At 52.0% G+C, this 12513-nt stretch carries 12 protein-coding genes; 6 read left to right on the top strand and 6 right to left on the bottom strand.

Translation table 11 applies throughout. The annotated features are described in order from the left end of the window. Positions 1 to 52: 52 nt before the first annotated feature. The gene (locus PsW64_RS01060) at positions 53 to 1039 is read right to left on the bottom strand and encodes a hypothetical protein (protein WP_063302418.1); all 987 of its coding nucleotides are present in this window, start codon (positions 1037 to 1039) and stop codon (positions 53 to 55) included. 419 nt (positions 1040 to 1458) lie between these two features. Between PsW64_RS01060 and PsW64_RS01055 the strand changes: the two genes are divergently transcribed. After that, on the top strand, positions 1459 to 1731 hold the full coding sequence (locus PsW64_RS01055) for a hypothetical protein (RefSeq protein WP_208980496.1): 273 nt from the start codon (positions 1459 to 1461) through the stop codon (positions 1729 to 1731). A 42-nt stretch (positions 1732 to 1773) separates the two neighbouring features. On the opposite strand, the gene PsW64_RS27840 is transcribed toward PsW64_RS01055, so the two are convergent. The 3 genes from PsW64_RS27840 to PsW64_RS01040 all read right to left on the bottom strand — a co-directional run bounded on the left by PsW64_RS27840 (position 1774) and on the right by PsW64_RS01040 (position 4337). After that, complete coding sequence (locus tag PsW64_RS27840) at positions 1774 to 2076, bottom strand: hypothetical protein (protein ID WP_208980495.1); 303 nt, start codon at positions 2074 to 2076, stop codon at positions 1774 to 1776. Positions 2077 to 2502: 426 nt separating this feature from the next. After that, positions 2503 to 3156 (bottom strand): ribonuclease HII, encoded by a 654-nt coding sequence (locus PsW64_RS01045; protein ID WP_063302416.1) that lies wholly within the window; start codon positions 3154 to 3156, stop codon positions 2503 to 2505. Between the two features lie 53 nt (positions 3157 to 3209). Next, entirely contained in the window at positions 3210 to 4337 is a 1128-nt protein-coding gene (locus PsW64_RS01040) for a PA0069 family radical SAM protein (RefSeq protein ID WP_063293760.1), read from the bottom strand. A 113-nt stretch (positions 4338 to 4450) separates the two neighbouring features. Between PsW64_RS01040 and PsW64_RS01035 the strand changes: the two genes are divergently transcribed. The 4 genes from PsW64_RS01035 (at position 4451) to PsW64_RS01020 (ending at position 8806) form a co-directional block, all read left to right on the top strand. Further along, complete coding sequence (locus PsW64_RS01035) at positions 4451 to 5044, top strand: glycosyltransferase family 2 protein (protein ID WP_063302415.1); 594 nt, start codon at positions 4451 to 4453, stop codon at positions 5042 to 5044. Positions 5045 to 5067: 23 nt separating this feature from the next. After that, positions 5068 to 5748: a ceramidase domain-containing protein gene (locus PsW64_RS01030; protein ID WP_063302414.1), complete on the top strand. Its 681-nt coding sequence runs from the start codon at positions 5068 to 5070 to the stop codon at positions 5746 to 5748. Positions 5749 to 5866: 118 nt separating this feature from the next. Further along, positions 5867 to 8191, top strand: a complete 2325-nt coding sequence (locus PsW64_RS01025; RefSeq protein ID WP_063302413.1) for an NADP-dependent malic enzyme — start codon at positions 5867 to 5869, stop codon at positions 8189 to 8191. 120 nt (positions 8192 to 8311) lie between these two features. Continuing rightward, positions 8312 to 8806, top strand: a complete 495-nt coding sequence (locus tag PsW64_RS01020) for an Mpo1 family 2-hydroxy fatty acid dioxygenase (protein WP_057464857.1) — start codon at positions 8312 to 8314, stop codon at positions 8804 to 8806. A 24-nt stretch (positions 8807 to 8830) separates the two neighbouring features. On the opposite strand, the gene PsW64_RS27510 is transcribed toward PsW64_RS01020, so the two are convergent. Further along, positions 8831 to 9001, bottom strand: a complete 171-nt coding sequence (locus tag PsW64_RS27510) for a hypothetical protein (protein ID WP_162531840.1) — start codon at positions 8999 to 9001, stop codon at positions 8831 to 8833. A gap of 108 nt (positions 9002 to 9109) precedes the next feature. Here PsW64_RS27510 and PsW64_RS01015 point away from each other — a divergent pair, with 108 nt between their 5' ends. Beyond that, positions 9110 to 10021 (top strand): LysR substrate-binding domain-containing protein, encoded by a 912-nt coding sequence (locus tag PsW64_RS01015; RefSeq protein ID WP_063302412.1) that lies wholly within the window; start codon positions 9110 to 9112, stop codon positions 10019 to 10021. A gap of 62 nt (positions 10022 to 10083) precedes the next feature. On the opposite strand, the gene glyS is transcribed toward PsW64_RS01015, so the two are convergent. Then, the gene (glyS, locus tag PsW64_RS01010; RefSeq protein WP_063302411.1) at positions 10084 to 12321 is read right to left on the bottom strand and encodes a glycine--tRNA ligase subunit beta; all 2238 of its coding nucleotides are present in this window, start codon (positions 12319 to 12321) and stop codon (positions 10084 to 10086) included. Between the last annotated feature and the right edge of the window lie 192 nt (positions 12322 to 12513).

The following is a 12513-nucleotide window of genomic DNA, read 5'->3' as shown; positions in this document are numbered from 1 at the left end:
GAGCCTTTTTCTTTGTCTAAACATTACTTGGCTTCAGCTTCCTGATAACAAACTAGACATGCCATTCAGCAAGTCCCAACCGTTCTGAGGTGTCGATTTTAATTGGCAATGGGCTGTCATCCGGCTGGTGCATCAAAACAACATCCGCCTCTGTGCAGTGCGTCAACAACGCAATGATGCTGCCTGAGCTGAACGCATCAGCGTGTATGGTGTTCCCGGGCACTAGAATACCGCTGCCATGTGGAACAAGGAAGTTGGTGAGAGCAAACTGATCTTCTTCAAGCTGCGTCCCTACAGTGATCACAATCTCACTCTGTTCAGAAGCTGGCATGAACACATGCGGGAAGTCGTGCGTTTCAATAAAGAAGCCATTCGCAACATCCAGCCGGTACTGCGGGTAGGCCTTGCCAAACTCATACTCAACAGCATTCAGATTGCCATCAAACTTCAGCGGGACTGTCTGTCCTTCATCGAAGATTTTGACACCGAAGGCAGCTGCGATGTCATCCCGGTTTGGACTGATTGGCGTCACAAGAGGAATGTCGAGGCTTGTCTCAGCGGAGGCAAACAGTCCGCTTGCGCCAAACACGTTTCCGGGTGCAGGAACCTGTACGGTGGATGCATCCAGCCATCTGCCTTGCGTTTGCAGATATGACCCATCAGGCAAATTCGCGATATCAGCAGGGGAGGCAGCAACTGACTTGTGTGTACCAGCTGTTTCCTGAGCTGGTGAGGCGCTGGTTAGGAACGGGGCTTTAGCAGACAGCACTGCATCTTTGCCGCCCTCCACGACGTTGTGAAGCGCATTTGTCGTCATTCCGAGTTTGTCATTCACCATGCGATGAACAGAAACTGCAGCAAGACTGGAATCCACTTGCCGCTCCGGAATAGCAGGATTGTATTTTACGCTGATACCAAGATCTCCAAGATGACGTTCCTTATACGTCTCTTGTAGATCAGCCGGCTTGGCAGTGTTTTGAACCGCCTGTGGTTGGACTGGGAGGGTCTCGTTCCGCACGGCACCTGTGATAGCTGGCATTTCAATGCTCCTGAATTTAGAGTTGCAATGCCGCCATGATGTGAGCTGTTACGCCTCTGGGTTGTGTTAAAATGCACTCAAAGGCGAGTAAGTGCCGCAAGGTCATTCAACTCTGCGTTATAATGCGAGAGCATTGGGAAAGTCTGAGTGTTTGAGTCCAAATCAGCAATGCCGCTTTTGAGTTCGCTCTAACCGCTGGTCGAAATCATCGCTGTCAGTGCGAAACGCACATTTCCATTCACAATTCTAACCGATCACATGAACACCAATAGTGGCGTCCCTAAAATAAGTACCGACCTCACACGAATTAAGGAAAGTTCTGCCGTCCTAGGCCAAACGAGTACCTCAAGAACAACGGTTTCCTGCGCTTCGTAGCGGCATAAGTCTTGCGTGATCGAATTCTGAATTTTGCTTAAATTATGAGTTTTGATCAAATGATGAGCCACGCTAATTTTTCACTCACCAAACCACTCGCTTCTCTCAATGCTGTTCGCATTGAGGCTGATGAAGTAAGACCAATCAATCCAGAAGAAACGCGCAGTTTTATTAGGTTAGCAAATGCGGAGATAGATAAATTCTACACGAAGGGCGCACCAATCAAAATATCCACGAGCGGATCATCGGCGGAGATGATTGATATACAGCGTTTACTTTTGCAAACGCAGGAAATTTGGCAAAAGCACTTTGGATGATCTACAGGCACGATTGTCACCGTCTAAGAGGTTGAAACCAACTCAGAGACGCGTTCTGTGCTGGGTTGGTCGCGTTGCTTTTACGAAGAACCAGATCGTCTGAACCCCAAGCAGAAAGATGTAGACTTTGAATATGGTGAAAGGGAACAGAGACATAGCGATTAGATCTGCAAAAATGTTTCTCTGATTCAAAGTCTTTAACTGCGGACCGTCTTTAGCCTGAAGAGAGTAACCAACTCCATCAAACTGGAAATAGACACCAAGGCGTTCTGCTTCCTGAGTGGATGTTGGAAGGTAGTGGCCGGAGCATTTCTCGACGACTTTTGGCGATTGGGTTTCGCTCAATAGTGATCCGCTGAATGAATACAGCTGGAAGCTCGGACTTGAAGCGCGCTTGTGCGTGCAATCAATGACACGAGTATCCGGAAAGATCCTGAATACTCCGGTGACTGCCGTCTTTCCTAAAAAGAATCCAGAAAGAAATCCATGCTCTCGATGGTAAATCTGTATGCGATTCCAATAGGGCACGTAGGTTACAACAAAATCACCATCAACTGACAGTTCAGTATGTTCCGCGAGTGGAAACTCGACATGTGTAAGTTTGTCCCCACCATGGAAATAAGCAACTCCATGAAACAGAAAGCTCAGGAATAGAGATAGGGCAAAATATAAAAAGAAACAGCGCGCGAGTCTGTTTGTAAATAACTGGTTTAAATCGTCGGATGTCATAATATTACTCAGAAAGCATCCCTTGTCTTCAGGCTGACCGAACTACCCCTCAATCATCTCCCGAATAGGTCGGAAGGAACAGCGGTGGAGCGGGGTTACGCCGTGGGCGGCCAGCGCCTGCTGATGCTGTTTGGTGCCGTAGCCTTTGTGTTTGGCAAAGCCGTACTCCGGGAAATGCCTGTCCATTTTCACCATCAGGCGGTCACGGGTCACCTTGGCAACGATAGAAGCAGCTGAGATGGCGAGGCAGCGGCCATCACCCTTGATCAGTGCTTGGCCTTCCTGCGGCAGGTGATGGGGCACATCCTTGCCATCAATGAAGAACCGTTTCACCGGAACGCTGAGCGAGCGGGCGCAGGTGCGCATGCCCTGCAAGGTTGCTTCGCGAATGTTGATCCGGTCAACGGTCTGCGCACTTTGCACGCACACACTCACATCAGCCATCTCAAGGATCTGCTCAAAGAGCTCCTCGCGCTTGGCCTCGGTCAACTTCTTGGAATCGTTCAGTCCCTCTGGCAGGTTGTCGTAGTCGAGGCTGGCCGCGGCAACCACCACAGGGCCAGCCCATGGCCCGCGCCCGGCTTCATCAATACCGGCAAACCGCCCTTGCAGGTCTTGCTCAACAGAGCGCTCAAAGCGCAGGTCAGGCGCATCAGGAAAGGCGATATCAAAGAGGGAGTTTGCAAAATACGACATGCCCCTCATTGCCATGCAGCCCGGCAGCTTTCAAGCATCAAAACACGCCTCGTCTACAGCAATGAAAGCTGCACACCGCCGCAAGTTGGTTTGATGAAATGGTCACAGGACAACTTCATTGATCGCGAGGATAAACCCTTGCTCTTACACGCCAGCTGAAAGCGCTTTGCCAGCTGGTCAGCGTAAGGACCTTTACCCTTGAAGCGCTGCGTCCACTGAGCATCATAGTCCTTTCCATCACGCATGGAACGCAAAAGGCTCAGCACGCGTCTGTAACTGCCCGGAGCTTCCCGCAAAAGCCATTCCTTGAAGAGTTCAGAAACCTCGCGAGGAAGGCGCAGCAAAATGTAACTGGCCTCTGTCGCACCATGCTCCTTACAAACCTCAAGAATGCTCTCAAGTTCATGATCCGTCAGTCCAGGAATGATCGGAGCTGCCAGCACAGCGGTTGGAATACCCGCATCAGACAGTGCCTTGATCGCTTGCAAACGGCGAGGCGGCGTTGACGCGCGCGGTTCAAGGCTCCGCGCGATCTTCCGGTCCAGCGTGGTCACAGAAATTGCCACCTTTGCCAGATTACGCTCTGCCATTTCGCTGAGAATATCGATGTCCCGCATGACCAGCGCTGACTTGGTGACAATGGTCACCGGGTGGCCCGTCTTATTTAGCACCTCCAGAACATCGCGCATGATTTTGTGCGTGCGTTCAATCGGCTGATAGGGATCAGTGTTGGTGCCAATCGCAATGGGTTTGGGTTGATAAGAGGATGCACCCAGCTCCCGCTCCAGCACCTGTGCTGCATTGGGCTTGGCAAACAAGCGGCTTTCAAAATCCAGCCCTGGCGACAAGCCCATATACGCATGGGTTGGCCGCGCAAAGCAGTAGATGCAGCCATGCTCACAGCCCCGATACGGATTGATCGAGCGATCAAAAGGCAGGTCAGGAGAGCTGTTCTTGGTGATCACATGCCGTGCAGTTTCAATCTGCACTTCTGTCTTGATTGGCGGAAGTTCATCAATTGTTCCCCAGCCGTCATCCATCAGTTCCCGGCTTTCCGCCTCAAACCGGCCAGCCTTGTTGGAATGTGCCGCACGGCCCCGACCTGTCATGTTGACCGGAAGCGAAGATCCCAAAGGATCAGCGGCCTCAGTTTCGGCCCTGTGATTTTGTGCAGTTGACATGGGGCATGCACTTTCATCTTCTTATGAGAACATAAGTGGAACATTGCTCAAAATATCTGGATTTGCAAGCCTTTACTTTTCAAAGATAAGGCAAATCACTGTAAGCTGTTGGAATGATTAGTGCACTTATTCCCACCTATAACAGCGAGCACCGGCTGGTGCTTACCCTGTCCGCTCTGGTCCCGGCTTCCGCAGAAGGCATCCTGAAAGAAGTCATAATCGCCGACGAAGGCTCATCTGATGGGACAGAGATCGTCGCAGATGCCAGCGGTGCGGATTTCGTCAGCACCATCTCGAAATCTGGTTTCGCTCTGGCCGAAGGGCTCCAACGGTGCACCCGTTCCAACTGGGTTTTGCTCATCCAACCCGGCGCTATATTGCAAGTAGGCTGGCAAGCAGAAGCAGCGTCTTTCATAGAGCGCGCGGAGCGGGTCGGAACCGAACAGAATCTGGTTGCTGTGTTTCCCAGCCGCACAGAAGAATTCGGCACTGTGGCACAACTCAAGCAGAAACTTATCACCCTCACGCATCGCTTGCTGAAAGCGTCATGCCACCAGCTCCCCATGCTGATCCACAAAGACCACCTGCAACAAGCTCTGGCGAACACGTCAGGAATAAACCGGCAGGCTCAGCTCCAGAAGGTTTTGAGGGCTAGCCGGGTCCATTGGTTGAACGGTACAGTGATCTTTCAAAATACGGCGAGATAACGCGGTACCAGCTTGGAGGGCTCATGGATTGGAATCAACACCTGAACCAATACTGCGAGCGCACCTCCGCTGCATTCTGGTCTGAGCCACTCAATGCAGTGAGCAACGCTGCTTTTATCATTGCCGCGCTGATTGCCCTTCAAATCTGGTTGAACGCGCACAGCAGCGCAAAAAAAACGCATTCAACGCAAACCAACGCACAAGATAACGCAGCTTTGGTTCTCATCGCTCTGCTGACCATAATTGGGATCGGGTCGTTCCTGTTTCACACCTTCGCAACCTTCTGGTCTATGCTGGCTGATGTCATCCCGATTGCGATCTTCATGCTGGTTTACTTCTACCTTGCCACGCGTCGATACATGGGTGCCAACCTCTTGATATCACTGGGCGCAACGCTGCTCTTCTTTGGGGCAATGGCATTTGGCCCAAGGCTGTTTGAGGGGATACTCGGATCCACTGCAGGTTACTTTCCGGCACTCCTCGCAATCCTGCTTTTTGCAGGCCTGACCCGCAGCAAAAACAGGCAAACATCCAACGCTCTGCTGGCCGCAGGCGTGGTCTTCGCACTTTCGATGAGTTTCCGGATTTTGGACGAACCAATTTGCTCGATTTTGCCAGTTGGAACACATTCCTTGTGGCATATTTTGAATGCAATTGTTTTGCTTATTCTAATTCGCGCATTTATACGCTTTAAGACGTATTGAGATACTGCAAAATCCTAGGCGATGGTCTAGGTTTTGCAAAACTGCGACATCTGAACCGGAAGTCATAGTGATTCCCGGTGGCGAGCCGCTCATTCACTCGGTCAGGCAAGAATAGACGATGACGGACAAAAAACGCCCTACCTCCGGCGAACTCGATGAACAAGCGCTCTTTTACCATGAGTATCCGCGCGCGGGTAAATTGGAAATTCAGGCAACTAAGCCATTGGGAAACCAGCGAGATTTGGCGCTTGCCTATTCTCCGGGTGTGGCTGCTCCGTGTTTGGCAATCCATAAGGATGAGTCAAAAGCGGCTGACTATACCGCACGTCAAAACCTTGTTGGTGTCATCTCCAATGGGACCGCAGTTCTGGGTTTAGGCGCGATTGGTCCTCTGGCATCCAAGCCGGTGATGGAAGGTAAGGCTGTCCTCTTCAAAAAGTTCGCTGGCATTGATGTATTCGACATCGAAGTCGACGAGACCAACGTTGATAAGTTCGTTGATGCAGTCGGCGTTCTGGAGCCAACTTTCGGCGGTATCAACCTGGAAGACATCAAAGCGCCAGAGTGTTTCCAGATCGAGAAACGCCTGCGCGAAAGAATGAATATCCCGGTTTTCCATGATGATCAGCACGGTACCGCGATCATCGTGTCAGCTGCGGTGCGCAATGGCATGGAGCTCTCCGGCAAAAAGCTGGATGAGATTAAAGTCGTTGCTTCCGGCGCGGGCGCTGCAGCGCTGGCCTGTCTTAACCTCTTGGTGTCCTCCGGTGTAAAGCGCGAGAATATCTGGGTCTCTGACATTGAGGGCGTTGTTTATGAGGGCCGCGAAGCCCTTATGGATGAATGGAAATCCGTATTCGCGCAGAAAACCGACAAGCGCACGCTGGATGATATCATCGAAGGCGCTGATGTCTTCATCGGCTTGTCAGCAGCTGGTGTGCTGAAGCCGGAGATGGTCGCCAAGATGGCAAAACGCCCTCTGGTGATGGGCCTTGCCAACCCGAACCCGGAAATTATGCCTGAAGATGCACTGGCTGTTCGTGACGATGTGGTCATGTGTACAGGCCGTTCGGATTACCCGAACCAGGTGAATAACGTCCTCTGCTTCCCATACATCTTCCGCGGCGCTCTGGATGTTGGAGCAACTGCCATCAACGAAGAAATGAAGCTGGCTGCTGTTGAGGCAATTGCTGCTCTGGCACGGGAAGAACCAACAGATGTGGTGGCCAAAGCCTACGGCGGTGTCACCCACACATTCGGCCCGAACTACCTCATTCCATCCCCGTTCGATAACCGCCTGATCCTGCGCATTGCCCCTGCTGTTGCAAAAGCTGCCATGGAAACTGGCGTCGCAACCCGCCCGATCGAAGATTTCGACGCCTACATGGATAAGCTGAACCGCTTCGTGTTCCGCTCCGGTATGGTGATGAAGCCAATCATCGCGCAGGCAAAGGCAGATAAGCAGCGCGTTATCTACGCTGATGGCGAAGACGAACGCGTTCTGCGCGCCGCTCAGGTGGTGCTGGAAGAGGGCCTCGCGACACCAATCCTCATTGGTCGTCCGCAGGTTCTGGAAAACCGTTGTGAGCGCTTCGGCCTGCGCATTCGCCCGGGTACAGATTTTGAGTTTGTGAACCCGGAAGACGATCCACGCTACCGTTCCTATGTTGATACACTGGTGCAACTGGTTGGCCGTAAAGGCGTAACGCCGGAAGCTGCCAGAACGATGGTGCGTACAAACTCCACTGTCATTGGTGCACTGGCGTTGCATAGAGAAGAAGCTGATGCGCTGATCACAGGCCTCGAAGGCCGCTTTGACAAGCATCTGCGTGACATCAACAACATCATTGGTTGTTCCGAAGGTGTAACGGATTTCTCAACGCTCTCACTGCTGATCAACTCCAGTGGCGCGTACTTCCTTGCAGATACTTATGTCACTGAGTGTCCATCCGCTGAAGAGATCGCAGAGATCACGCATCTGGCGTCTGAGCAGATCAAGCGCTTTGGTATCACACCGCGTGTTGCGCTGCTGTCCCACTCCAACTTCGGCTCCCGTCCGTCAGAAACCTCCAACAAGATGCGGGAAGCCCTGCAGATGGTTTGGAAACAGCTGCCAGAGTTGGAAGCTGAAGGTGAAATGCATGGTGATGCTGCGTTGAAGCCGGAAATCCTGAAACGCTACATGCCAGATGCGCATATCTCCGGTCCTGCGAACCTGCTGGTGTTCCCAACTCTGGACGCCTCCAACATCGCATTGAACCTCATCAAAGCAATGACAGACGCGCTTCATGTTGGTCCAATTTTGTTGGGCGCGAAGAAAACTGCTCACATCATCACGCCATCCGTGACCTCACGCGGCATCGTAAATATGACAGCACTTTCAGCTGTTGATGCACAATGTCGTAAGCAGAATGCAGGCGTTTGCCTGGCACCACATAGCTAAAACAACTCCTTCGGCGGGCACTGGTTAATATGCCCGCCGAAGTTTTGTCAGCTTGAAAATACCTTCCCCGTACGGCATGCTGATTGCATTGATACCGCTTGATATTACGGGGAGGGTAGTATGAGCTTTTCAGAAGCAACCGGGCGTCGCATTGATCGCCTGCTGGGCGAGTACGGCGAAAGCCACCAAAATCACAAAAACAAAGCCATTCACTGGATCTGTGTGCCGGTCATTTTCTGGACGGTAACCGCACTGCTGTGGTCTGTTCCAACACCGATCGGGTTGTCGAACATCTCACCGTGGCTGAACTGGTGCACGATCGGGCTGGGGCTATCGATCATCTACTACCTGTCATTGTCCATCACGCTGGCAATTGGCATGGCCGTTTTCTCAGCATTGATGATTTGGATTAACATGACTTATCAGCAGTTTGGGCTTGGTATCCCACTCTGGCAGACAGCATTGGCAGTGTTTGTGATTGCTTGGGTCGGCCAGTTTATCGGCCATCATATTGAGGGGAAAAAGCCGTCTTTCTTTAAAGATCTGCAGTTCCTGTTGGTTGGACCTGCTTGGCTTATGCATTTCATTTTTAAAAAGATTGGCATCCCGTATTGAGGGACAAAATAAAAAACGCTGCTCTTAAGGCAGCGTTTTTTCTGGGTTGATGTAAACATCACCAATTTCGCGCGTATCCATTCGCTGAAGAGCAGGGTGTGAAAGTGGGTCAGCACAATAAGGCTTTGAGCCTGCAGCTGCTTTGGTCTTTCGGGGGGATTTTCCGCGCAACAGATCTTTAAAAAGATTTTTCATTGTCATTTCCTTTGTGACTTGATGGAGCGACAATGCGTCAATTGCATTGCAAGTGCTATCTGGAATAACTAAACCCCGGTTTAGATTTACTGCTCGGAACTGTCCTCGATGAAAAATCTCAATCAAGTCAGCCTCGCTGGCCTTCGCGTTGTTGAAGCTGTCGGGCGCCTGGGCTCCCTGAAAAATGCGGCTGAAGAGTTGGGCATTACGTCCGGCGCCGTCAGCCAGCAACTGCACAAAACCGAGTATCAGTTGGGCCGCCCGCTGTTTACTCGAGAGACAGGCGGATTGAAGCTGACAAGCCTTGGTGCCGAGATTTGTCACGAACTCACATCAGGCCTCAAGCAAATCTCAGAGGCTGTCGCATTGGCAGACCGGGACAGGGAAGAAAGTCTGTTCCTGTCAGTTGCTCCACTCCTTGCGGAAAAGTGGCTGGTCTGGCGCCTGAGCAGCTTCATGAAAGCCAATCCGGACATCAACCTCAGGCTGGATGCCAATGACCAGTTGGTGAACCTCAATCATTCCGATGTAGACGCCTGTGTCCGCGTCCATAAACGAGCGCCTGATGATGTTTACTCAGAGCGCTTGTGTGAGCACTTCATCTATCCGGTCTGCTCTCCTGAGATCGCAGAGCGCCTCAAAGAGCCACGGGATCTTCTGAATGAAGTGATCATCCGCGACTATAACTCCTATTACCGTTGGAGCGACTGGCTGGCCCCGTTTGGTCTCAAAGAAAGCCAGCTTCCAAGAGGTCATGGCTTCTCCAATGCATCGCTCTGCATGGACGCTGCAATTGCTGGTCACGGCGTGTTCTTGGGTTGGGATACGCTGGTCGCCAATGCTGTGAAGCAAGGTCAGTTGAAGATCCCGTTCGGTCACCGCTGTTCAACAGGACGATCCTACTGGTTCATCTGCAGGGAAGGGGCCTTGCGCAGCCCCAGTGTTCGCAAGCTGCGGGATTGGCTGAAAGAAGAAATCGCACAAACGGCGGTTGAGTACGAAAAAGCTGTCAAAGTCTAATCAAATAAAAAGCCCGGTAACTCAGCAGAGTTCCGGGCTTTAAAATGTCTTATGGTGTCAGCTTAGCCAGCGATCTTTGAGAAATCAGCGACCTGATGAACAGCTGCACGAATTTCTGACAGGATCTTCAGACGGTTCTCGCGAACCTCCGGTTTTTCAGCATTCACGTGGATGTCGTCAAAGAAGCCGTCAACAGGACCGCGCAGTTTGGCAAGAGCAGCCATTGCAGCGGAGAAGTCAGCAGCATCAAGCAGCGGCTTGATTTCAACCAGAACGCTATCCAGCGCAGCTGCCAAGTCTTTTTCTGCCTGTTCTTCCAGCAGAGCAGCATCAGGCTTGCCTGTAAAGGCCTTGCCGTCCTTCTTCTCTTCCGCACGCAGAATGTTCGCGGCACGCTTGTAACCTGCCAGCAGGTTGACGCCGTCTTCGCTGCCCAGCAATCCAGCAAGAGCTTCTGCCTGCTTCACGATCAGATTGATATCATCCTGACCACCACGAGCCAGAACCGCGTCAACCAGATCATGACGCACGCCTTTGTCTTTCAGAACCACCTTCATGCGGTCTGCAAAGAAGCTGAGCAGATCATCCATCAGACCTGATTCCAGAGAGGTCTCAGGGATCTTGTCGGAAACGTTTGCCAGCACCACGTCAGCCGCTTTGGAAACCATGGAGAAGATGTCTTTAACAACGCCTTCGCCAGTTTTACCTTTGCCGATGAATGGAAGATCGGAGAGCGCGCTTTCACCGCGTGCAGCTGCAATGTCTGCAAGGTTGCGGCGCAGGCTCTGAACCAGAACATCACGCAGTGGCAGGCGCAGGTCGTTTTCCAGCACAAGGCGGATAACACCCAATGCAGCACGGCGCAGCGCAAATGGATCTTTGGATCCAGTTGGCTTCTCGTCGATTGCCCAGAAGCCAGCAAGAATGTCCAGTTTGTCTGCCAAAGCAACAGCGATGGAAACAGGTGATACTGGTACATCATCAGACGCGCCGGCTGGCTTGTAGTGATCTTCAATCGCCTGAGAAACAGCAGCATCTTCGCCCTGTGCTTCTGCATAGTAGCGACCCATCAGGCCTTGCAGCTCAGGGAACTCGAATACCATTGCAGAAACGAGGTCAGCTTTCGCAAGACGTGCAGCACGCTTAGTCTGCTCGATATCAGCGCCAACGAGTGGAGCGATTTCCGCAGCAAGACGCTCAAGGCGATCAACACGGGCAGCCACAGTGCCCAACTTCTCGTGGAACACGATGTCCTGCAGCTTGGAGACGTTGCTCTCCAGCTTGGTCTGAAGGTCCGTTTCCCAAAAGAACTTGGCGTCGGAAAGGCGTGCAGAAACAACCTTTTCGTTACCCGCAATGATCTTGGTTCCACCATCCTTTGCAACGATATTTGTAGTCAATGCAAACTTGTTGGAGAGGCGGGATGTCGCTGGATCACTCAGTACGAAGTTCTTCTGGTTCACCTTAATGGTGAGCTGAATAACTTCGTCAGGCAGCTGAAGGAAACTCTCATCATAGGAACCGATAAGCACGGTCGGCCACTCGTTGAGGCCGGACACTTCATCAAGAAGGCCAGCATCTTCAACCAGTTCAAGACCAAGCGCCATAGCCGCGTTTTTCGCATCTACATCGATGATGTCTTTGCGGCGGTCTGCATCAAGCACAACCTTGGCAGCTTCCAGCTTGGACATATAGTCTTCCAAGCGGCGCACTTCGATTGCCTCAGGTGCCATAAAGCGGTGACCATAGGTGGTCTGGCCTGATTTGATACCATCAACTTCAAACGGAATAACTTCTGGCTCTTCAGTCTCTGGGCCAAAGGTACAAACGATTGAGTGCAGCGGGCGAACCCAGCGCAAGCTGCCAGAACCCCAGCGCTGAGACTTCGGCCAAGGGAAGTTGCGAATGATGTCTGGCATCACGTCAGCAACAATATCCTCGGTCTTGCGGCCTGGCTTTTCGATAACAGCGACGTAAAAATCACCCTTTTTCGGGTCATTTTGAATTTCAGCGTCGTCGATAGAAGAAAGGCCTGCGCCACGCAGGAATCCGGCCAATGCTTTCTCAGGTGAGCCAACGCGCGGGCCCTTCCGCTCTTCACGGGTTGCTTTGGAACCTGCAAGCAAGCCAGCAATGTGCAGTGTCAGGCGGCGTGGAGTGGCATAAGCCTTCGCGCCTTCATAGGTTACACCTGCATCAACAAGAGCATTGGTCAGGAGGGATTTCAAATCCTCAGCCGCACGACGCTGCATGCGGGCAGGAATTTCCTCGCTAAAGAGTTCGAGGAGAAGATCTGGCATTGGTGAACGACGCCTTTAACTGGTCAATCAATCGCGAATTTCTAAGGTGGATAGTGCCTAGCAATACTCAAGGGCATTGTCACCCCCAATAGGCAGTGCGGAACCGTAATTGAGCAAAAAACATCAGCCGGGCACAACCAATCAACAGGGGTGTGAACAGCTGCATTGCATCAGACTTTGTGGTGCTGAGAT

The organism is Pseudovibrio sp. W64 (assembly GCF_001623145.1).
Lineage (GTDB): Bacteria > Pseudomonadota > Alphaproteobacteria > Rhizobiales > Stappiaceae > Pseudovibrio.
This window is presented reverse-complemented; position numbering and strand designations above follow the sequence as displayed.

Bases quoted from the DNA above. Each gene is read 5' to 3' on its own strand.
- PsW64_RS01060 (WP_063302418.1), bottom strand. From the start codon at position 1,039: ATGCCAGCTATCACAGGTGCCGTGCGGAACGAGACCCTCCCAGTCCAA.
- PsW64_RS01055 (WP_208980496.1), top strand. From the start codon at position 1,459: ATGAGTTTTGATCAAATGATGAGCCACGCTAATTTTTCACTCACCAAA.
- PsW64_RS01045 (WP_063302416.1), bottom strand. From the start codon at position 3,156: ATGTCGTATTTTGCAAACTCCCTCTTTGATATCGCCTTTCCTGATGCG.
- PsW64_RS01040 (WP_063293760.1), bottom strand. From the start codon at position 4,337: ATGTCAACTGCACAAAATCACAGGGCCGAAACTGAGGCCGCTGATCCT.
- PsW64_RS01035 (WP_063302415.1), top strand. From the start codon at position 4,451: ATGATTAGTGCACTTATTCCCACCTATAACAGCGAGCACCGGCTGGTG.
- PsW64_RS01030 (WP_063302414.1), top strand. From the start codon at position 5,068: ATGGATTGGAATCAACACCTGAACCAATACTGCGAGCGCACCTCCGCT.
- PsW64_RS01025 (WP_063302413.1), top strand. From the start codon at position 5,867: ATGACGGACAAAAAACGCCCTACCTCCGGCGAACTCGATGAACAAGCG.
- PsW64_RS01020 (WP_057464857.1), top strand. From the start codon at position 8,312: ATGAGCTTTTCAGAAGCAACCGGGCGTCGCATTGATCGCCTGCTGGGC.
- PsW64_RS27510 (WP_162531840.1), bottom strand. From the start codon at position 9,001: ATGAAAAATCTTTTTAAAGATCTGTTGCGCGGAAAATCCCCCCGAAAG.
- PsW64_RS01015 (WP_063302412.1), top strand. From the start codon at position 9,110: ATGAAAAATCTCAATCAAGTCAGCCTCGCTGGCCTTCGCGTTGTTGAA.
- glyS (WP_063302411.1), bottom strand. From the start codon at position 12,321: ATGCCAGATCTTCTCCTCGAACTCTTTAGCGAGGAAATTCCTGCCCGC.